We start from the raw sequence: 18673 nt of genomic DNA on the forward strand, positions 1-18673 counted from the left end.
TCTACGCCGCGTAGCCGCCCATGCGGGCGACATTGCAATGCGCCCACAGCTTTTCCATGGCCGAGACCAGCTTGCGCATCATGTCGTCGGTGTGGAACGGCGTCGGGGTGAAGCGCAGACGCTCGGTGCCGCGCGGAACCGTCGGATAGTTGATCGGCTGCACATAGACGCCGTGATCGGCCAGCAGCATGTCGCTGATCATCTTGGTGTGGACGGGGTCGCCGACCAGCACCGGAACGATGTGGCTTTCGTTCTCCATGACCGGCAGACCGGCGGCCTTGAACATGGCCTTCAGGGTCGCGGCGCGCTCCTGATGGATCTCGCGCACTTCGGGGTGCTGCTTCAGCCAGCGGACGCTGGCCAGGGCGCCGGCCACCAAGGCGGGCGGCAGAGAGGTCGTGAAGATGAAACCCGAAGCCATCAGACGGATGGCGTCGATCACCTCGGCGTCGCCGGTGATGTAGCCGCCCATGACGCCGAAGGCCTTGCCCAGGGTGCCCTCGATGATGTCGATCTCGCCCATCAGGCCGTCGCGCTCGGCGACGCCGCCGCCGCGCGGGCCGTACATGCCGACCGCGTGGACCTCGTCCAGATAGGTCATGGCGCCATATTTCTTGGCCAGGGCCGCCGTGGCGCGGATGTCGGCGATGTCGCCGTCCATCGAATACACGCTCTCGAACGCGACCATCTTGGGCGCGTCGGCCGGGGCGGCCGCCAGCAGCTCTTCCAGATGCGCCAGATCGTTGTGGCGGAACACCTTGCGCGGACCGCCGCCGTTGCGGATGCCGGCGATCATCGAGGCGTGGTTCAACTCGTCCGAGAAGATGATCAGGCCGGGCAGAATCTTCTGCACCACCGACAGGCTGGCCTCGTTCGAGACGTAGCCCGAGGTGAACAGCAGCGCGCCTTCCTTGCCGTGCAGGTCGGCCAGCTCGGCTTCCAGCAGGACGTGGTCGTGGTTGGTGCCCGAGATGTTGCGGGTGCCGCCCGAGCCCGAGCCGTGCGCGTCGACGGCGGCCTTCATGGCGTCCATGACGACGGGGTTCTGCCCCTGGCCGAGATAGTCGTTGCTGCACCAGACCACGACTTCGCGTTCAGAGCCGTCCTGGCGGGTCCAGGTGGCGCGGGGGAACTGTCCACGCTGTCGCTTCAAGTCGGCGAAGACCCGGTAACGGCCCTCTTCACGGATCTGTTCGACGGCGCTGCGGAACGCGGCTTTGTAGTCCATGTCGGTCTCTAAACCACCGGCCAGATGGTCCGGAGGTCCCCTTAATTCATGGCTCGGCTTTTCGCACCAAGCGCCGTCAGTGTCCATCTAGGGACTTTTACCTAGAAAATTGAATTGGGCGATTGGCCGCATCGACTTCGTCAATGAACACCGTCTCGAACGCGGCCTGTTCGACGATTCATCCAAGCTCCGTCAGCTTTCCCCGGAGCAACTGGATGATGGCCGAGAAGTCCTTGCCGCCGAAGCCGTTGCCGTCGAACAGGGCGTACAGCGCCTCGGCCTGCGCGCCCATCGGCGTGCTGGCCCCGGCCTTGGCGGCGGCCTCCTGGGCCAGCTTCAGGTCCTTCAGCATCATGGCCGAGGCGAAACCGCCCTCGTAGTGACGGTCGGCCGGGGTCTGGGGCCCCACGCCCGGGACCGGGCAATAGCTGGTCACCGACCAGCACTGGCCAGACGACTTGCTGGCGATCTCGAAGAAGCGATCGGCGTCCAGGCCCAACTTCTCGGCCAGGGCGAAGGCTTCGCAGGTTCCCAGCATCGACACGCCCAGCAGCATGTTGTTGCAGATCTTGGCCGCCTGCCCCGCCCCGTGGTCGCCGGCGTGGATGGTCACGCGCGACATCGGTTCCAGCGCCGCCTCGATGGCCGGAAAGTCCACGGCCGCGCAGCCAACCATGAAGGCCAGCGCGCCCGCCTCGGCGGCCATGATTCCGCCTGACACCGGCGCGTCGGCGAAGCGGAAACCCGCCTCGGCCGCCTGCCCGGCGACGGCGCGGGCGCTCTCGACGTCGATCGTCGAGCTGTCGATCAGCAAGGCGGACTTGGGCGCGCTGTTCAGCACCTGATCGCCATAGACGGCGCGCACGTGCGGACCGGCCGGCAACATGGTGATCACCACCTCGGCGTCGGCCACCGCCTCGGCGACCGAGCCGGCCGCCCGACAGCCGGCCGCCACCGCCCGCTCGACCGCCGCCGCCGACAGGTCGAAGGCGTGGACCTCGTGGCCGGCCTTGGCCTGATTGGCGGCCATGCCGCCCCCCATATTGCCCAGACCGATGAAGGCGATGCGGGTCATTGTGAAGCTCCCGGAAAATGCGAACCGCGCCTCATGGGCGCGGCTCTTATCATTGAGGATCCCGACGCTTTTCGGTCAGCGCGCCGTGGCCGGCTTGCGGAACTTGTAGACGAACTGGTCGGTCTTCCCGCGGATCGAAGGGTCGTAGACGTTGGCCTTGCGGGAGTCGGCCGGATCCTTCAGCACGCGGCTCTCGCCCTCGAAGATGAAGCCGGCGGCCGTGACCTCGGACCTCACCACCGCCGAGTCGATGCGGTGCAGGGTCTCGGTGTCGCGCAGGCCCGAGCCGGCCTCGGCCGAGTGGTCGATGACCAGGTAGACGCCGCCCGGCTTCAGGGCCCTGAAGATCTGGCGGTTCACGACCGACAGGTCGGCCGGCCCCATGAACTTGTCGTGCATGTCGTGATAGTTCTGGGCGGTGAACACCAGATCCAGCCTCTCCGGCGTGGAGAAGTTGGGCAGCGTGTTCAGGATCACCTTCACGTTCGAATAGGCCGGATCACGGGCGATGGCGTTCACCGCCGGCTCGCGATTGGCCAGCTTGGTCAGCTCGTCGGGAACGTAGGCATAGACCACGCCCCTGGGACCGACCGACTTGGCCAGGATGCGGGTGAAGTAGCCGCCGCCGGGGATCAGATCGGCGACCTTCGCGCCCGGGCGCACCCCGGCGAAGGTCAGAACCTCGCCCGGATGCCGGTTGGCGTCTCGGACCATGTCGGCGGCCGGCCGCGACGGATCGCTGAGCGCGGCGGCGATGTTCGGCGAGATGGCCGCGGCCACCGGGCCCGAAGGCGGCGGCGGGGGCGGTCCCATCATCGGCTGGGTGGCGCAGGCCGCGAGGCCCAGCACGGCGACGAGACTGAGAAGCGGCTTACGCATGGCTATCCTTCCGAACCGACGTGTTCTTATTTCGCGACCCTAGCCTAGCGTGACGGCTACGTCAGCGGCCTCCATTCTTCCCCGCGGGGAAGCGGAGCGAAAATCTCCTCCAGCATGGCGTCCGTAACCCCCTCGAGGGTCTCGGGATTCCACTTCGGGGCGTTGTCCTTGTCGACGATCACGGCCCGGACGCCTTCGATGAAGTCGTGCTTCATCACCACTCGCGAACCGATCCGGTACTCCATGACCATGTTGTCGGCGAAGTCGGTCATGGCCGCGCCGCGCTTCAGCTGCTCGAAGGCCACCTTCATCGTCTGCGGCGACTTGGTCCGCATCACGGCCAGCTGGGCCTTGCCCCAGTCGCTGGAGTCGAGGGTCAGGAACTCCACGATCTCCTCGACGGTCTCGCCGACGAACAGACGGTTGAGATCCTGTTCGAAGCCCAGCAACGCGGCCTTGCCGGCGTCGGCGCGATATTTCTTCAGGGTCTCGTCGATCCGGCGCGGGTCGGCGATGATCGCCTTCTTGAGCCCCTCGATGGCTCCGAACTCGACGAAGTGAGTGGCGATTCCCAGACGCATGCAGTCCGCGCCCTTGATCCGCGCGCCGGTCAGGGCCAGCCACAGCCCCGCCTTGCCCGGCAGGCGCGGCAGGTACCAGCCGCCCCCGACGTCCGGGAACAGGCCGATGCCGGTCTCGGGCATGGCGAAGGTCGTCCGCTCCGTGGCGATCCGCACGTGGGCCGGCATCGAAATGCCGACACCGCCCCCCATGACGATGCCATCCATCACCGCCACGACAGGCGTGTCGTAGGTGAACAGCAGGTGGTTCAGCTGATACTCGGTGTGGAAGAACCGCCGCGCCTCGACGCCGTCCTTGGCCCCGCTGTCGGCCAGCATGCGGATGTCGCCGCCCGCGCAGAAGCCGCGTTCGCCCGAATGGTCGATCAGCACCATGTAGATCTCGGGATCCTCCCGCCAGTCCAGCAAGGCGCCGATCATGGTCTCGCACATGGAGAGCGTCAGGGCGTGCAGGGCCTTGGGGCGATTGAGCGTGATGCGGCCGACGTTCTTCTCGACGCGGATCAGGACTTCGGGTTGGTCGGTCATGGGAGTCCTAGGCGTGTTCGGCGATGGGCGCGCAGTCGAAGCGGTCGATCTGGCCAGCCATCAACCGATAGACGGCGTCTTGCGGAATGTCCTGGGCCAGGGTCTCAGCGCGTGACAGGCCGGCATAGGCGCCGCGCAGCAGCCGGCCCGCGACGCCGTGGCTGACCACGATCAGCCGGCGCTCGGGCTCACTGGCCTGTTCGTCCAGCCAGTGGGTGATCCGGGCCATCATGGCCTCATAGGTCTCGCCGCCCGGCGCATGGAAGCCCCAGGCGTCGTCGCCGTGCAGATGCGGGTTTTCGCCCCTCACCTCTTCGCGCAATCGGTTGGACCATTCGCCGACGTCGATCTCGACCAGGCGCTCGTCGGTCGCGACCGGCAGGCCCAGACGCGCGCCGATCGTCTCGGCCGTGTCCCGCGCCCGACGCAGCGGGCTGGCGACGATGCGCCAATCGGCCGGCGGGTCGCGGCGGACCAGATCGAACAACAACTCGCCCATGGCGCCCGCCTGGGCCCGGCCCAACGGCGTCAGGTCCGAACTCCGACCGTCCCTGCAGGCGCCCCTCCCGATTGTGGAAGGTCTGGCCGTGGCGACAGAGATAGATCATCCGCGGCTCATTGGCGGAACATCTCGCGGGCGATGATGACGCGCATGATCTCGTTGGTCCCTTCCAGGATCTGGTGCACCCGCAGGTCGCGCACGATGCGCTCCAGCGGATAGTCTTGGAGGTAGCCGTAGCCGCCATGCAGCTGCAAGGCGTCATTGGCCACCTGGAAGCCGGCGTCGGTGGCGAACCGTTTGGCCATGGCGCACAGCTTGGTCGCCTCGGGGTGGCGACTGTCCAGAGCGTGGGCGGCCCGGCGCACCATCAGTCGGGCGGCCTCCAGCTCGGTGGCCATGTCGGCCAGCTTGAACTGCAAGGCCTGGAAGTCCTTCAGCGCTTTGCCGAACTGATTGCGGGTCTCCATATAGGCCTTGGCCGTGTCGAGGGCGAACTGCGCCCCGCCCAGCGAGCACGAGGCGATGTTCAGCCGCCCGCCGTCCAGACCCATCATGGCGAAGCGAAAGCCCTCGCCTTCCTGGCCGATGCGGTTCTCGACCGGCACGCGGCAGTTGTCGAAATTGACCTGGGCGGTCGGCTGGGCGTTCCAGCCCATCTTGCGTTCGTTGGCGCCGAAGCTGAGCCCCTCGGTCCCCTTCTCCACCACGAAGGCCGAGACGCCCTTGGCGCCCTCGCCGCCCGTGCGGGCCATGACGACATAGACATCCGACACGCCGCCGCCCGAGATGAAGGCCTTGCCGCCGTTCAGGACGTAGTGGTCGCCATCCAGCTTGGCGCTCGTGCGCATGTTGGCCGCGTCCGAGCCCGAGCCCGGCTCGGTCAGGCAGTAGCTGGCGATCAGCTGCATGGTCGTCAGGCGCGGCAGGTAGCGCTTGCGCAGATCATCGGAGCCGAAGCGGTCGATCATCCACGACGCCATGTTGTGGATGGTCAAATAGGCGGCAGTGGGCACATCCCCGTAGCTCAGCGCCTCGAAGATGATCGAGGCGTCGAGGCGCGAAAGACCGCTTCCTCCGACATCCTCGTTCACATAGATGCCGGCGAAGCCCAGCTCGGCGGCTTGGCGCAGGGTCTCGACCGGGAAATGCTTCTTCTCGTCCCACTCGGCCGAGAAAGGGGCAAGCTGTCCTTCGGCGAACGCGCGAGCAGCGTCCTGGATTGCGACCTGATCCTCGCTCAGCGCGAAATCCATGCTCACTTCCTCCCGTTCGGGGCAAAGCCGCCCTCACCTTCTTGGCCGCTGACCTGCCGCGCCGTGCGCCGGCTGTCAACGCGTGTCGCGCGGGCCTCCAAGTGTGGCCTGAAATCCTCCGTTACACGGTGTGTAGCGGCTCAGGCGTCGCACCCCCTTGATAACCATCGCCTTTCGGCCCAAATGCCGATCTCGAGTTTGGGCGTTCTCAACAATAACATTTGCATCGACGATTATGCGCTTCGTGAAACTTGCACTCGCCGCTCTTGTCGCGGCCCTGGGAATGGCCGCGGCCACGGTCCCGGTCTATGCGGCCGAGGGCGGCGATATCTCGCGCAGCTACGGCGTGTGGCGTAACCCGCACAACACCGTGCACCTGGAAATCAAGGACTGCGGCCCCAGCACCTGCGGCGTCGTGGTGTGGGCCAGCGCCAAGGCCGAGGCCGACGCGCGCAAATCGGGCACGGACACCCTGATCGGCAAGCAGCTGCTGCGTGACTTCGAAGCCCAGAACAACGGCTCGCTAAAAGGCCGCGTCTGGGTTCCGACCCTGAAGGTCACCCTGGTGGGGTCGGCCGACATCATCGACCCCAAGACCATGCGCGCCAAGGGCTGCGTGATCGGCAACTTCCTCTGCAAGTCGCAGCTGTGGACCCGCATCGACAGCCCGTCGGTGCTGGCCTCGCGCGCCGCGCCCTGACCTTTTCACCCGAACGCGCAAACGCCGCTTGATTCAGCGCAAACGGCGCAGCACCCTCTAAGTGTACGTTGATAACTCAGGCGTCCGAAGAGACGCCGGGCAACTTGGCCGCCTGTCGGCCGACACGGGAGGAACGGCATGACCGAGGCGGCGACGCTTTCGAAGACCGCGCCAGGCGCGGCTGTGCAGCATTTCGACGTGATCATCGTCGGCGCGGGCATTTCCGGGATCGGAAGCGCCTATCACCTCGGCGCGCAACGACCGGGGACGACCTTCACGGTGCTGGAGGCGCTCGAGAGTTTTGGCGGCACCTGGCTTACGCACACCTATCCCGGCATCCGGTCGGACAGCGACCTCTACACCTTCGGCTATCGCTTCAAGCCCTGGGTCGGCCCGCCGATCGCCACCGCCGCGGAAATTCTCGACTACATGGGCGAGGTGATCGCCGAGAACGATCTGGCGCGCCACATCCGCTATCGGCGACGGATCATCTCGGCCAGCTGGTCGTCCGCGGACAAGCTCTGGACGCTCGAGGTGGCCGGTCCCGACGGCGCGGAGCGCTACACCACCAACTTCCTGTGGATGTGCCAGGGCTATTACCGGCACGCGGTAGGCTATACGCCCGACTGGCCCGGCATGTCGGACTACAAGGGCCGGATCGTGCATCCGCAAACCTGGCCCGACGACCTCGACTTGAAGACCAAGCGGGTGGTGGTGATCGGCTCTGGCGCGACGGCCGCGACCCTGGTTCCCAACATCGCCGGCGACTGCGCCCATGTCACCGTGCTGCAGCGCTCGCCCACCTACTTCGTGCCCGGCCGCAACGAGAACGAACTGGCCAACGTCCTGCGCCAGCTGGAAATCGACGAGACCTGGATCCACGAGATCGTCCGCCGCAAGGTGCTGTTCGACCAGAACGAATTCACGCGGCGCTCGGTCGAGGAGCCCGAGGTGGTCAAGGCCGAGCTGCTGGAGGGCGTGAAGGCCTTCCTGGGTCCGGACTTCGACATCAAGACCCATTTCACGCCGCGCTATCGTCCCTGGCGGCAGCGCATCGCCTTCGTGCCGGACGGCGATCTCTTCCAGGGCATCGCCTCCGGCAAGGCCTCGGTGGTGACCGACGAGATCGAACGCTTCACCGAGACAGGCCTGCTGCTCAAGTCCGGCGAGACGCTGGACGCGGACGTCATCGTCACAGCGACGGGCTTCGACCTCAGCGTCCTGGGCGACATCGCGTTCGCCGTGGACGGCAAGCCGCTCGACTTCGCCAAGACGGTCACCTACCGCGGCATGATGTTCACCGGCCTGCCGAACCTGGTCTGGGTCTTCGGCTATTTCCGGGCCAGCTGGACCTTGCGCGCCGACATGATCGGCGATTTCGTCTGCCGCCTGCTGGCGCACATGGAGGCGAGAGGCGCGCGGCAGGTCGAGGTCGCCCTGCGGCCGCAGGACGCGGACATGAAGATCGGCGAATGGATCGATCCCGAGGACTTCAATCCCGGCTACCTGATGCGGAACATGCATCTGCTGCCCAAGGCCGGCGACAAGCCGGAGTGGCGACACACCCAGGACTACTGGACCGAGAAGGATCTCTTCCCGACCCTAGACCTGGACGATCCGGCCTTCCGCTATTCTTGAGCCTCTTAAGGGCCCCATGAACTTGCCTAGAGAGGCGGCGCGGTCCAAATCAACGCCATGACCGTTCCGCCCCTCGCCCCCTACCCCGCTTCCCGCCTGCGCCGCGTGCGCCAGGCCGACTGGACCCGCCGCCTCGTCCGCGAGACCGAGGTCCGACCGTCCGACCTGATCTGGTCGATGGTGGTGCACGAGGGCGAAGGAACGATCCCCGTCGCCTCGATGCCGGGCGTCGAGCGCCTCTCCGTCAAGGAAGCCGCCAAGGCCGCCGTCCGGGCCCGCGATCTCGGCATCCCCGCCATCGCCATCTTCCCGCACATCGACGGCTCGCGGAAAGACGCGACCGGCTCGATCGCCGCCGATCCCGACGGCGTCATCCCCCGCGCCGTCAAGGCCATGAAGGACGCCGCTCCCGAGGTCGGCATCATGTGCGACGTCGCCCTGGATCCGTTCACCGACCACGGCCATGACGGCGTGGTCGAGGGCGGCAAGATCCTCAACGACCCGACCATCGAGCGCCTGATCGAGCAGGGCCTGATGCAAGCCGAGGCCGGCGCCGACATCCTGGCGCCCTCCGACATGATGGACGGCCGCATCGGCAAGCTGCGCGCGGCGCTGGAAGGCGCGAACTTCCAGGACACGATGATCATGTCCTATGCCGCCAAGTACGCTTCGGCCTTCTACGGCCCGTACCGCGACGCCATCGGCTCGGCCAAGCTGGCTGGTGGTCAGGGTGACAAGAAGACCTACCAGATGGATCCGGCCAACACCGAGGAAGCCATCCGCGAGGTCGCGCTCGACATCGCCGAGGGCGCCGACATGGTCATGGTCAAGCCGGGCATGCCCTATCTCGACATCGTCCGGCGCCTGGTCGACGAGTTCCGCATGCCCACCTACGCCTTCCAGGTGTCGGGCGAGTACGCGATGATCATGGCCGCCGCCCAGAACGGCTGGATCGACCACGACCGCGCCATCCTGGAAAGCCTGACCGCGTTCAAGCGCGCCGGCGCGGCCGGGATCATCACCTATTTCGCCCCCTGGGCCGCCGAGAAGCTGGGTTAGGATGGCTTCGCCGAGAACCGCCTTCAGCCAAGGCCGGTTCTATGGCGCGCCAACGGTCGAGCGCCAACTGCCAGGCGTCCGCCTCGCGCATTTGGAAGCGACGAAACGCGCCGAGCACGTCGACGAACACAGCCACGACGACGCCCATTTCGTGCTGGCCACCCATGGCCACTACATCACCACCGCCGCCGGCCCCGAAACCGAGGGGCCGGTGCTGGTCTTCAACCCGCCCGGCGTCGTCCACCGCGACCGCTTCGTGGATATCGGCGGCTATTTCCTGGCCGTCAGCTTCGGCCCTTCGGACTGGCGCGCCCTGGCCAACGCCGGACGCGGCGCGGCGATCGACGCTCTGCGGCTGACCGGTCCCGCCGCCCGCCGCGCGGCCCTGCGCCTGACCCGCTCGCTGCTGGCCCGCGACGCCGAGACGCTGTCGCTGGAGGGCCTCAGCCTCGAACTGGCCGCCCAGGCGCTGACGCCGGCCTCGGACGGCGACAAGCGCCCCCCATGGCTGGACCGCGCCGAGACCTATCTGGCCGATGCGTTCGACCAGCCGATCAGCGTCGCGGATCTGGCCGAGATCGCCGGGGTGCATCCGGTCCACCTGGCGCGCGGCTATCGCCGCTGGCTGGGCGCGGCGCCGGGCGACCGGCTGCGCGCGCGCGACGGCTGGAGCGCGCCGCCGACCTGCTGATGCGCGGCCGCGACCCGATCGGCGAGATCGCCCTGGCCTCCGGCTTCTGCGACCAGAGCCACCTCAATCGCCAGTTCCTCAAGGCCTATGGCGTCACGCCTGGCGAGTTCGCCCGGCTGTGCGGTCGCCGGCCCGAGGTTTCAAGCGTCCAAGACGAGACGGCCGGCGCGGCCTAGACGGCAAAGGTTCCTTTTGGAGTTCCCGCCTTGAAAGCCTTCGCGTTCGCCGCCGCTCTTGTCTTGTCCCCGCTCTCAGCCCAGGCCGCCGACTGGCCCACGGCCGCGCCCGCCGCCGAAGGCCTTTCCGCCGCCAAGCTCGACGCGATGTCGGCCGCCATCAAGGCCGGCCAGTTCCAGCAGATCACCAGCGTCCTGATCGCCCGCCACGGCAAGCTGGTGTTCGAGGCCTATTATGACGAGGGTCAGAAGGACGGCGGCCCCGAGGCGCGCCGCAACACGCGCTCCACCACCAAGACCGTCACCGCCATGCTGGCCGGCGCCGCGATCGCGCGCGGGGCGCTACCGAGCGTCCACGCGCCGATCAAGGCCTACCTGAAGGACCGCCCGCCGGTCGCCAATCCCGATCCGCGCAAGGACAAGGTCACGGTCGAGGACCTGCTGACCATGAGCTCGATCGCCGAGTGCGATGACGACAACGAGTTCTCGCGCGGCAACGAGGAGCGGATGTACCTGATCGAGGACTGGGTCGGCTTCTATCTCGACCTGCCGGTGCGCGGCTTCCCGGACTGGATGCCCAAGCCCGAGGCTTCGCCCTATGGCCGCAGCTTCAGCTACTGCACCGCCGGGGTCGTGACCCTGGGTCAGGTCGTCCAGAACGCCGTGAAGAAGCCCCTGCCCGCCTTCGCCGACGAGGTGCTGTTCAAGCCGCTCGGCATCGAGGCCCCACACTGGCAGATATCGCCCAAGGGCCTGGCCATGGGCGGCGGCGGCCTGGGCCTGCGCAGCCGCGACCTGCTGAAGCTGGGCCAGCTCTACGCCAATGGCGGTCAGTGGGAGGGCAAGCCGGTGCTGCCCGCCGACTTCGTCAAGGCGGCCGTCGCGCCGCACGCCAATGCCCGCGAGAACACCGACTACGGCTATCTGATCTGGTTGCAGACCTTCCCAGGCTCAGATGGCGCCGGCCACAAGGCCTGGGTGATGAGCGGCACGGGCGGGCAAAAAGTCGCCGTCGTACCGGATCTCGATCTGGTGGCGGTGATCACCACGACGAACTTCGGTGTCCGTCAGCCGCACGTCATCGCCGAGAAGCTGCTGACCGAGCACATCCTGGCGGCGGTCGAGAAGTAGCGACAAGAAGACCGGAAAAGAATCGAGTGCGCGGTTATCCTGACGGGATGAGCCGCGTCCTCGACATCGTCACCGCCGTGATCCACGACGAGCGTGGCCGCATGCTGCTGGTCCGCAAGCGCGGCACGACCGCCTTCATGAAGCCCGGCGGCAAGCGCGACGCCGGCGAGGACGACCTGACCACCCTGGCCCGCGAACTGGACGAAGAGCTGGGCTGCCGGCTAGTCCAGGCCGAGCTGCTGGGATGCTTCTCCGCGCCGGCCGCCAACGAAGCCGGCTTCACCGTCCAGTCGGCGACCTATCTCGCCACGGTCGAGGGCGCGATCGCCGCGCGGGCCGAGATCGAGGAACTGGTGTGGATCGACCCGGCCGCGCCGGGCGACCTGCGCCTGGCGCCCCTGCTGACCCAGGCCGTTCTGCCGGCTCTATTGGCCCGGACCTAACCTATCGTCCCGGATGGCGGTGATCCGCCCGACGACCAGCTCCAGCGCCAGTTCGCGCGCCCGACCCGACGGCCGCCCCAGAAGCTCGCTCAGCGTCGGCCCGAACAGCCCAACCCCGATCGCCAGGATGATGTTCAGCAGGATGAAGTCGATGATCTTCTCCCGCTCGACGCCGACCTCGCGCGCCAATCGGGTCTGAACCACCGCGTCGACGACCTCGCGCACCAGGGTCATCCGCCGCCCCTCGCCGGTCAGCTCCAGCCAGGCCGCCAGCCGCGCCGCGCCCTTGGCCTCGAAGGCGTCGAACAGGGCCTGGGCCCCGAAGCCCGGCGAGGCGCCCTGGGCGTTGAAGCCGACGATGATCTTGTCGGCCAGTTGACGGATCATCCGCTCCATCAGCGCCGCCTCGACCCCGGCGATCGAGCCGAAGTGGTGGATGACATTGGCGTGCACCACCCCGGCGGCCTTGGCGATATCGGCCAGCTTGATGGCCTGCGGGCCCTGTTCGACCAGCAGAACCTCGGCGGCGGCGAGGATGTTCTCGCGCGCGGCTTCGGGCGTGCGGCGCACGCGCGTCTTCGGGGCGTCGAGGGAGGCGGGCGTCTCTATTGACATTTTTGTCAGTATAACTCAGAGTGCGTCACAACACAGGCTGAACAAGCCCTAATCCGGTGGAGCGCACAACGCCATGACCGAGACCCAAACCCCGCAAGGCAAGACGACCCCGGCCGACCTGGACGTCACCCCGCGCGACATCCGCTTCGACCTCGCCGACGCCCAGAAGGGCCACTGGCTGGGCGGCGATCCCGTCGGCACGGCGGTGTTCAACGCCCTGTCCCTGACCTTCCCGGACGGCGAGCGCCTGTTCATGGACGCGGTGCGCAACTACCGCCACCTGCTGACCGGCAAGCTGCTGGACGACGCCAGGAACTTCATCGCCCAGGAAGCCATCCACTCGCGCGAGCACCATCAGCTGAACAGTCTGATCGACCGCGACCGCTATCCGGTCGCCGAGATCGAGGAGACGGTGCGGGGCCGCGTGAAGATGGCCCGCGAGCGCGGCCAGATGGCCATGCTGCTGTCGACCATCGCGCTGGAGCACTTCACGGCGATGATGGCCGAGACGCACGCGCGCCATCAGGACCTGTTCGACAAGGCCCATCCCGAAGTCGAGAAGCTGTGGCGCTGGCACGCCATGGAGGAGACCGAGCACAAGGCGGTCGCCTATGACGTCTTCATGGTCGCCACCAAGGACTGGCCGCCGATGCGCCGCTACCTGCGGCGCTGCATCGCGATGTTCTTCGTGACCCTCATGTTCACCCGCAACATCAGCCGCTACGCCGCGCGCTTGCTGGAGGCCGACGGCTATTCGCCCAAGGCGGCGCTGAAGGCGGTCAATGCGTTCGTGTGGGCAAGCCCGGCCTGTTCCGCCGCGGCTGGAAGACCTATTTCGCCTGGTACCGCCCCGGCTTCCATCCGTGGGACCAGGACGACCGCGCCGCCTTCGCCGGCTGGAAGGCCGAGTTCGACGCGGCGGCGGCCTAGACACAAAAAACGGCGGCCCGAAAGGCCGCCGTTTCCGTTTGGACTATGGCTTGGATCAGCCCGCGATCAGGCCGAAGTCCGCCACCTGGCCCATGGCGTCGCGGACGGCGGCCAGGGTCTTCAGGCGGTTGTCGCGGTGTTCGGGCTCGTTGACGAAGACCCCGTCCAGATAGGCGTCGACCGGGCCGCGCAGCTCGGCCAGCTGGGTCATGGCGCCGGTGAAGTCCTCCTTGGCCAGGGCGTCCTTCAGCGGTTTGTCCAGCAGGCGCAGGGCGTTGTAGAGGCCCACCTCGGCGGCGCTGTCGGCAGCCGGCTCCTGCGGCGCGCCCGTCGGCAGAGCGCCCTTCTTCTCCTCGGCCTTAAGGATGTTGGAGGCGCGCTTGTAGCCGGCCAGCAGGTTCTTGCCGTCGTCGGTCTTCAGGAAGCCGTCCAGAGCCTCGACCCGCGCGACGATGCGCGCCAGATCGTCGTCGCCCAGGGCGAAGACGGCGTCGACGAGGTCGTGGCGCTTGCCCTGGTCGCGGAGGGTGACCTTCAGGCGGTCAGCGAAGAAGGCGATCAAATCACGCGATGACGCTTCGACCCACGCTATGCGATCTGTGAGTTCACTTTCATTGTAAGTGTCGGCGGCCAAATTCCTATTTGCTGCGTATCCGCGACCGATACGTTCCCAGACATCAGTCAAAGCGGCGCGCCAATCGCTATCAAAGGGAGGGCTAGCAACCTCGGAAGCCCAAAGGCAGGCAACGGCAGCAAGCTTGGTAACGCCCTGCAGCGAGATTCGCAGCCCATTCTCCAGAACAATCCGGATCACGCCCAACGCCGCGCGGCGCAGCGCATAAGGATCCTTGCTGCCCGTTGGCTTCTCGTCGATCGCGAAGAAGCCGACCAACGTATCCAGCTTATCCGCCAGCGCCACCGCCACGCTCACCGGTGCGGTCGGGACGGAGTCGCCCGGCCCCTGCGGCTTGTAGTGGTCGCGCACGGCGTCGGCGATCTCGCCGTCCATCCCGAACGTTCGGGCGTAATAGCCGCCCATGATCCCCTGCAGCTCGGGGAACTCGCCGACCATCTGCGAGGCGAGATCCGCCTTGGCCAGACGCGCGGCTTCCGTGGTCTTGGCGACGTCGGCGCCGATCACCTCAGCGATCTCGCCGGCCAGGGCGACGATGCGCTCGACCCGCTGGGCCATGGTCCCGAGCTTGGCGTGGAAGGTGACGCCGTTCAGCTTTTCCAGCCATGGCGTAAAGCCGACCTTGACGTCCTCGTCCCAGAAGAAGCGGGCGTCGGACAGGCGCGAGGACAGCACCTTGGCGTTGCCGGCCGCGATCACCGCGCCGCCGTCGGCCGCCTGGATGTTGGCGATGGTGATGAAGTGCGGCGCCAGGCCCTGCTCGCCGGCCTTGCGGACGGCGAAGTACTTCTGGTGCGTGCGCATCGAGGTGCGGATCACCTCGGGCGGCAAGCTCAGGAACACCGGATCCATGTCGCCCAGCACCGGCGTCGGCCATTCGGCCAGGCCCGCGACTTCCTCCAACAGACCCTGATCCTCGACCAGTTCGAGGTGGCGCGCGAAGCACAGGGTCTTGCAGCCTTCGAGGATGCGCTGCTTGCGCTCCTCGAACGTCGAGCACGACGTAGTGGGCTTCCAGACCGGCGGCATATTCATCGAAGTCCCGCGCCACGAACGGCTTGGCGTCGCCCATGAAGCGGTGGCCTTCGGTGACGTCGCCGCTCGGGATGCCCTCGATGGCGAACGGCACGATCTCGCGGTCCAGCACGCAGAGGATGCGCTTCAGCGGACGCACCCAGCGCAGCTTCTTGGTCCCCCAGACCATCGACTTGGGCCAAGGGAAGCCGCGGACGATGGCCTCGACCATCTCGGCGACGATCTCCGGCGTCGGACGGCCCTTCTTCTCGATGAAGGCCATGTAGACGCCGTCGCGCTCGACCAGCTGGTCCTGGGTCAGGCCCGCCTTGCGCAGGAAGCCTTCCATGGCCTGAGGCGGCGCGCCGACGCGCGGGCCTTTCAGCTCTTCCTTGCGGTCGGCCTGGGCCAGCGGCAGGCCTTCGGCCACCAGGGTCAGGCGGCGCGGGCCGGCGAAGGTCTTCAGGGCCTCGGGCAGGAAGCCGGCGGCGGCCAGGTGCTCGCGCGCCATGCGCTCCAGGTCCTTGGCGGCCTGGGCCTGCATGCGGGCGGGGATCTCTTCCGAGAACAGTTCGAGGAGAAGTTGGGGCATCAGACTTTACGCGGCTTCCTGCTGATCGACCCAGGCGCTGGCGCACTGCTTACACAGGTCGCGGATGCGGCCGATGTAGCTGGCGCGCTCGGCGACGGCGATCGCGCCGCGGGCGTTCATCAGGTTGAAGAGGTGGCTGGCCTTCAGGACCATGTCGTAGGCGGGCAGGACCAGAGCCTTGTTCTGATAAGAACGGGCCAGCATCAGCGGCACCTGCTCTTCCATCTGCTCGAACTGCTGCTTGAGCACCGCGACGTCATAGCCGTGGAAGTTGGCTTCCGACTGCTGGCGTTCGTTCTCCAGGAACACGTCGCCATAGGTGGTCGCGCCCAGCGGCGAGTCCGGATCGTTGAACGGCAGGTCGTAGACGTTGTCGACCCCGAACACGTACATGGCCAGACGTTCCAGGCCGTAGGTTAGCTCGCCGGCCACCGGCGAGACGTCCAGGCCGCCGACCTGCTGGAAGTAGGTGTACTGCGACACTTCCATGCCGTCGCACCAGACTTCCCAGCCCAGGCCCCAGGCCCCGACGGTCGGGTTCTCCCAGTCGTCCTCGACGAAGCGGATGTCGTGGGTGCGGAGGTCCAGACCGATCGCTTCCAGCGAACCCAGATACAGGTCCTGCATGTTCTCGGGGTTCGGCTTCAGGATCACCTGGTACTGGTAATAGTGCTGCAGGCGGTTGGGGTTTTCGCCATAGCGCCCGTCGCCCGGACGGCGCCGAGGGCTGCACATAGGCCGCGTTCCACGGCTTGGGGCCCAGGGCGCGCAGCACCGTGGCCGGGTGCAGGGTTCCCGCCCCCACTTCCACGTCATGCGGCTGCAGGATGATGCAACCCTGCCGGCTCCAATAGTCATGGAGCGTCAGGATCAGGCTTTGGAAGGACTTGGGTTTTTCGCGCGACATCAATCGAAGCAGGCCTAGAAAAAAGTCGGCGGACCATAGGGCCCGCCGACCGGTGCTTCAAGCGATGTCCGGAACGGTAAGGGCTTTAGTTGCCCTTCGGCACGGTGTGCTTGCCGGCGTTCGAACTCCGGGCGCCGTACTTGGCGCGGTTGGCCTTGGTGTCGGCGACCGGCGGGTTGGAGACGACATTGGCGTCGCCGGCCTTCAGCGAAGCCTGGGCCTCCGGCGATTGCGAAGACACCGGCACGACACCCGAGGTGTTGACCCCGGCGTCCGGCGCCGCCGTGGCCGCCGGCATGGCGGGGCTCGCGGCCGGGTCGGAGGCCATGTCGGTCGGGGCGGCCGGGGCCGGCGTCATGGCCTGGCCGGCCGGCGCCTGCTGCTCGTTGGCGGCGACTTGCATCGTCGCATTGGCGTCCGTCGCCGCGGCGGCGGACTGCAGCCCCGGGACGTCCTTCGGGATCAGGACCTTGTCCACCACGTGCAGCACGCCGTTGGTGGCCATCACATCGGTCTGGGTGATGGTGGCGGTGTCGACCATGGGGGCCGCGCCCGAGCCGTCCAGCAGCAGCGGCGAGCCCTCGACGCTCTTCACCTCGCCCTTGGCGCCCTTGATCTTGGTGGAGTCCACCTTGGCGTTGATCAGGTGATAGGTCAGCACCTTCTGCAGCATCGGCCCGTTCTCGGGCAGCATCAGCTTGTCCAGCTCACCGGCCGGCAAGGCGGCGAAGGCCGCGTCGGTCGGGGCGAACAGGGTCAGGTTCTGGTTGGTCTTCAGAACGCTGGTCAGGTTCACGGCCCCGACAGCCTTCAGGAAGGTGTTGAACTGACCCGAGGCCTCGGCGGTCTGGATCAGATCGCCCTTGGCGACGACGGGCGAGGACGCGGCCGGCGCTGGCGCGGCGGGCGCCGTCGCGTCCTGGGCGTGGGCGAAGCCGGTCATCAGGGCGACCGCGGCGGCGGCGGTCAGGAGACGCTGAGTGATCATGATCGAGTTCCTCTCGGTTCGAGCGGAGTACGCCCGGACCGGGGAGTCGGTTCCGTGATCACGGGCACGTGATCACGGAAAGCGTCACCGGAAATAGAATATGACCGCTACGCCGGCGACGATCAGGCCAAATCCAGCGACGGTCGACCACTTGATCGCTTCGCCGAGATAGAAATACGAGAACAGCATGAAGACCATCAGGGTGATGAACTCCTGACCGACCTTCAACTCCGCTGTCGAATACACGGCGTGCCCGATCCGATTGGCCGGCACCGCCAGCAAGTATTCGGGCAGGGCGATCAGCCAGCTGGAGATGATCGCTACGGGCAAGGCCATCGGCTTGCCCTTCAGGTGGCCGTACCAGGCGAAGGTCATGAAGACGTTCGACATGACCAGCAACAGCCAGGGAGCGATCTTCATGACCAGCGGCGACATGGGCGGGCTCCGAAGCGGGGCGTTGGGGATTCCGCCAACCTAGGACAAGCCGGCCCGTCCGAGCCAGAACTTACCGACAGGTCGAATCGCCGGTTTCTGACGCAGTGGCAGCGCTGCGCGCCTATATTTTGGGCGCCTTGCCCATTTCCTTTCCAAAACCTTGCCCGCTCCACCCGTCATGGAACCGTCGCCGATAGCGTGGCCAAGCCGGGGAACGATGCAGCGCGTGATGGCGGCGTCGGCGGTGATCGCACCGGGGGCGAGAACGCTTCCGAACAACCAAGCAAAGCAAGCCCGTGGCTCAACGGGATCGGAGCAAGGCGGATGAAACTGATCATAGCGGTCGTCAAACCCTTCAAGCTGGACGAGGTGCGCGAAGCGCTCGTCGCCGCCGGCGTCGAAGGTCTGACGGTGTCGGAAGTGAAGGGCTACGGCCGTCAGAAGGGGCAGACCGAGATCTACCGGGGCGCCGAATACCAGGTGAATTTCGTGCCGAAAGTGAAGCTGGAAGCGGTCGTGGACGACGCGTCCGCCGCCAAGGCCGTTCGAGGCGGTCAAGGCCGCCGCGGCCACCGGCAAGATCGGCGACGGCAAGATCTTCGTGCTGAACGTCGAAGAAGCCGTCCGCATCCGCACCGGCGAAACCGGCTCGGCCGCTCTGTAACGCATCGGGA

At 67.0% G+C, this 18673-nt stretch carries 15 protein-coding genes and 5 pseudogenes; 9 read left to right on the plus strand and 11 right to left on the minus strand.

The annotated features are described in order from the left end of the window. Position 1 precedes the first annotated feature (1 nt). The 6 genes and pseudogenes from hemA to ACHMW8_RS22395 form a co-directional block, all read right to left on the minus strand. Positions 2-1228: a 5-aminolevulinate synthase gene (hemA, locus tag ACHMW8_RS22370; RefSeq protein ID WP_125158095.1), complete on the minus strand. Its 1227-nt coding sequence runs from the start codon at positions 1226-1228 to the stop codon at positions 2-4. A gap of 178 nt (positions 1229-1406) precedes the next feature. Beyond that, positions 1407-2363 (minus strand): 3-hydroxyisobutyrate dehydrogenase, encoded by a 957-nt coding sequence (gene mmsB / locus ACHMW8_RS22375; RefSeq protein WP_395446032.1) that lies wholly within the window; start codon positions 2361-2363, stop codon positions 1407-1409. Between the two features lie 15 nt (positions 2364-2378). Next, a complete protein-coding gene (locus ACHMW8_RS22380) occupies positions 2379-3182 on the minus strand; it encodes a class I SAM-dependent methyltransferase (RefSeq protein ID WP_395443766.1) in 804 nt (267 codons plus the stop codon). A gap of 56 nt (positions 3183-3238) precedes the next feature. After that, on the minus strand, positions 3239-4291 hold the full coding sequence (locus ACHMW8_RS22385; RefSeq protein ID WP_395443767.1) for an enoyl-CoA hydratase/isomerase family protein: 1053 nt from the start codon (positions 4289-4291) through the stop codon (positions 3239-3241). A 7-nt stretch (positions 4292-4298) separates the two neighbouring features. After that, a pseudogene (locus tag ACHMW8_RS22390) lies at positions 4299-4899 on the minus strand (histidine phosphatase family protein). 7 nt (positions 4900-4906) lie between these two features. After that, entirely contained in the window at positions 4907-6052 is a 1146-nt protein-coding gene (locus ACHMW8_RS22395; protein ID WP_395443768.1) for an isobutyryl-CoA dehydrogenase, read from the minus strand. Positions 6053-6281: 229 nt separating this feature from the next. Between ACHMW8_RS22395 and ACHMW8_RS22400 the strand changes: the two genes are divergently transcribed. From ACHMW8_RS22400 to ACHMW8_RS22430, 7 genes are all read left to right on the plus strand, one after another. Next, on the plus strand, positions 6282-6746 hold the full coding sequence (locus ACHMW8_RS22400; protein WP_125158089.1) for a DUF2147 domain-containing protein: 465 nt from the start codon (positions 6282-6284) through the stop codon (positions 6744-6746). A 138-nt stretch (positions 6747-6884) separates the two neighbouring features. Further along, positions 6885-8384: a flavin-containing monooxygenase gene (locus ACHMW8_RS22405; protein WP_395443769.1), complete on the plus strand. Its 1500-nt coding sequence runs from the start codon at positions 6885-6887 to the stop codon at positions 8382-8384. Positions 8385-8441: 57 nt separating this feature from the next. Further along, a complete protein-coding gene (gene hemB, locus ACHMW8_RS22410; RefSeq protein ID WP_395443770.1) occupies positions 8442-9443 on the plus strand; it encodes a porphobilinogen synthase in 1002 nt (333 codons plus the stop codon). Position 9444: 1 nt separating this feature from the next. After that, on the plus strand, positions 9445-10134 hold the full coding sequence (locus tag ACHMW8_RS22415) for an AraC family transcriptional regulator (protein WP_395443771.1): 690 nt from the start codon (positions 9445-9447) through the stop codon (positions 10132-10134). Beyond that, a complete protein-coding gene (locus tag ACHMW8_RS22420; RefSeq protein WP_395443772.1) occupies positions 10134-10310 on the plus strand; it encodes a helix-turn-helix domain-containing protein in 177 nt (58 codons plus the stop codon). The genes ACHMW8_RS22415 and ACHMW8_RS22420 overlap by 1 nt, the downstream gene beginning before the upstream one ends. A gap of 30 nt (positions 10311-10340) precedes the next feature. Beyond that, positions 10341-11441, plus strand: coding sequence for a serine hydrolase domain-containing protein (locus ACHMW8_RS22425; protein ID WP_395443773.1), 1101 nt, complete (start codon positions 10341-10343; stop codon positions 11439-11441). A gap of 47 nt (positions 11442-11488) precedes the next feature. Further along, complete coding sequence (locus ACHMW8_RS22430; RefSeq protein WP_395446033.1) at positions 11489-11884, plus strand: NUDIX domain-containing protein; 396 nt, start codon at positions 11489-11491, stop codon at positions 11882-11884. Here ACHMW8_RS22430 and ACHMW8_RS22435 read toward each other — a convergent pair. Further along, entirely contained in the window at positions 11867-12499 is a 633-nt protein-coding gene (locus ACHMW8_RS22435; protein WP_395443774.1) for a TetR/AcrR family transcriptional regulator, read from the minus strand. The genes ACHMW8_RS22430 and ACHMW8_RS22435 overlap by 18 nt on opposite strands. A gap of 73 nt (positions 12500-12572) precedes the next feature. Between ACHMW8_RS22435 and ACHMW8_RS22440 the strand changes: the two are divergent. Beyond that, positions 12573-13429 (plus strand): annotated as a pseudogene (locus ACHMW8_RS22440) (metal-dependent hydrolase). A 55-nt stretch (positions 13430-13484) separates the two neighbouring features. Here ACHMW8_RS22440 and glyS read toward each other — a convergent pair. The 4 genes and pseudogenes from glyS to ACHMW8_RS22460 form a co-directional block, all read right to left on the minus strand. After that, positions 13485-15669, minus strand: a pseudogene (gene glyS, locus ACHMW8_RS22445) (glycine--tRNA ligase subunit beta). A 6-nt stretch (positions 15670-15675) separates the two neighbouring features. After that, positions 15676-16576: pseudogene (locus ACHMW8_RS22450) on the minus strand (glycine--tRNA ligase subunit alpha). 85 nt (positions 16577-16661) lie between these two features. Next, on the minus strand, positions 16662-17564 hold the full coding sequence (locus ACHMW8_RS22455; RefSeq protein WP_395443775.1) for a fasciclin domain-containing protein: 903 nt from the start codon (positions 17562-17564) through the stop codon (positions 16662-16664). An 84-nt stretch (positions 17565-17648) separates the two neighbouring features. Beyond that, the gene (locus tag ACHMW8_RS22460) at positions 17649-17999 is read right to left on the minus strand and encodes a DMT family protein (RefSeq protein ID WP_125158078.1); all 351 of its coding nucleotides are present in this window, start codon (positions 17997-17999) and stop codon (positions 17649-17651) included. 324 nt (positions 18000-18323) lie between these two features. Between ACHMW8_RS22460 and ACHMW8_RS22465 the strand changes: the two are divergent. Then, positions 18324-18663: pseudogene (locus tag ACHMW8_RS22465) on the plus strand (P-II family nitrogen regulator). Positions 18664-18673: the final 10 nt, after the last annotated feature.

This window comes from Caulobacter sp. UC70_42 (genome assembly GCF_044056025.1).
In the GTDB taxonomy this organism is placed as follows: Bacteria; Pseudomonadota; Alphaproteobacteria; order Caulobacterales; family Caulobacteraceae; genus Caulobacter.

What these genes read in the sequence shown, in the direction of transcription:
- hemA (WP_125158095.1), bottom strand. Translation starts at nt 1,228, where the DNA reads ATGGACTACAAAGCCGCGTTCCGCAGCGCCGTCGAACAGATCCGTGAA.
- ACHMW8_RS22380 (WP_395443766.1), bottom strand. Translation starts at nt 3,182, where the DNA reads ATGCGTAAGCCGCTTCTCAGTCTCGTCGCCGTGCTGGGCCTCGCGGCC.
- ACHMW8_RS22385 (WP_395443767.1), bottom strand. Translation starts at nt 4,291, where the DNA reads ATGACCGACCAACCCGAAGTCCTGATCCGCGTCGAGAAGAACGTCGGC.
- ACHMW8_RS22400 (WP_125158089.1), top strand. Translation starts at nt 6,282, where the DNA reads ATGCGCTTCGTGAAACTTGCACTCGCCGCTCTTGTCGCGGCCCTGGGA.
- ACHMW8_RS22405 (WP_395443769.1), top strand. Translation starts at nt 6,885, where the DNA reads ATGACCGAGGCGGCGACGCTTTCGAAGACCGCGCCAGGCGCGGCTGTG.
- hemB (WP_395443770.1), top strand. Translation starts at nt 8,442, where the DNA reads ATGACCGTTCCGCCCCTCGCCCCCTACCCCGCTTCCCGCCTGCGCCGC.
- ACHMW8_RS22415 (WP_395443771.1), top strand. Translation starts at nt 9,445, where the DNA reads ATGGCTTCGCCGAGAACCGCCTTCAGCCAAGGCCGGTTCTATGGCGCG.
- ACHMW8_RS22420 (WP_395443772.1), top strand. Translation starts at nt 10,134, where the DNA reads ATGCGCGGCCGCGACCCGATCGGCGAGATCGCCCTGGCCTCCGGCTTC.
- ACHMW8_RS22430 (WP_395446033.1), top strand. Translation starts at nt 11,489, where the DNA reads ATGAGCCGCGTCCTCGACATCGTCACCGCCGTGATCCACGACGAGCGT.
- ACHMW8_RS22435 (WP_395443774.1), bottom strand. Translation starts at nt 12,499, where the DNA reads ATGTCAATAGAGACGCCCGCCTCCCTCGACGCCCCGAAGACGCGCGTG.
- ACHMW8_RS22455 (WP_395443775.1), bottom strand. Translation starts at nt 17,564, where the DNA reads ATGATCACTCAGCGTCTCCTGACCGCCGCCGCCGCGGTCGCCCTGATG.
- ACHMW8_RS22460 (WP_125158078.1), bottom strand. Translation starts at nt 17,999, where the DNA reads ATGTCGCCGCTGGTCATGAAGATCGCTCCCTGGCTGTTGCTGGTCATG.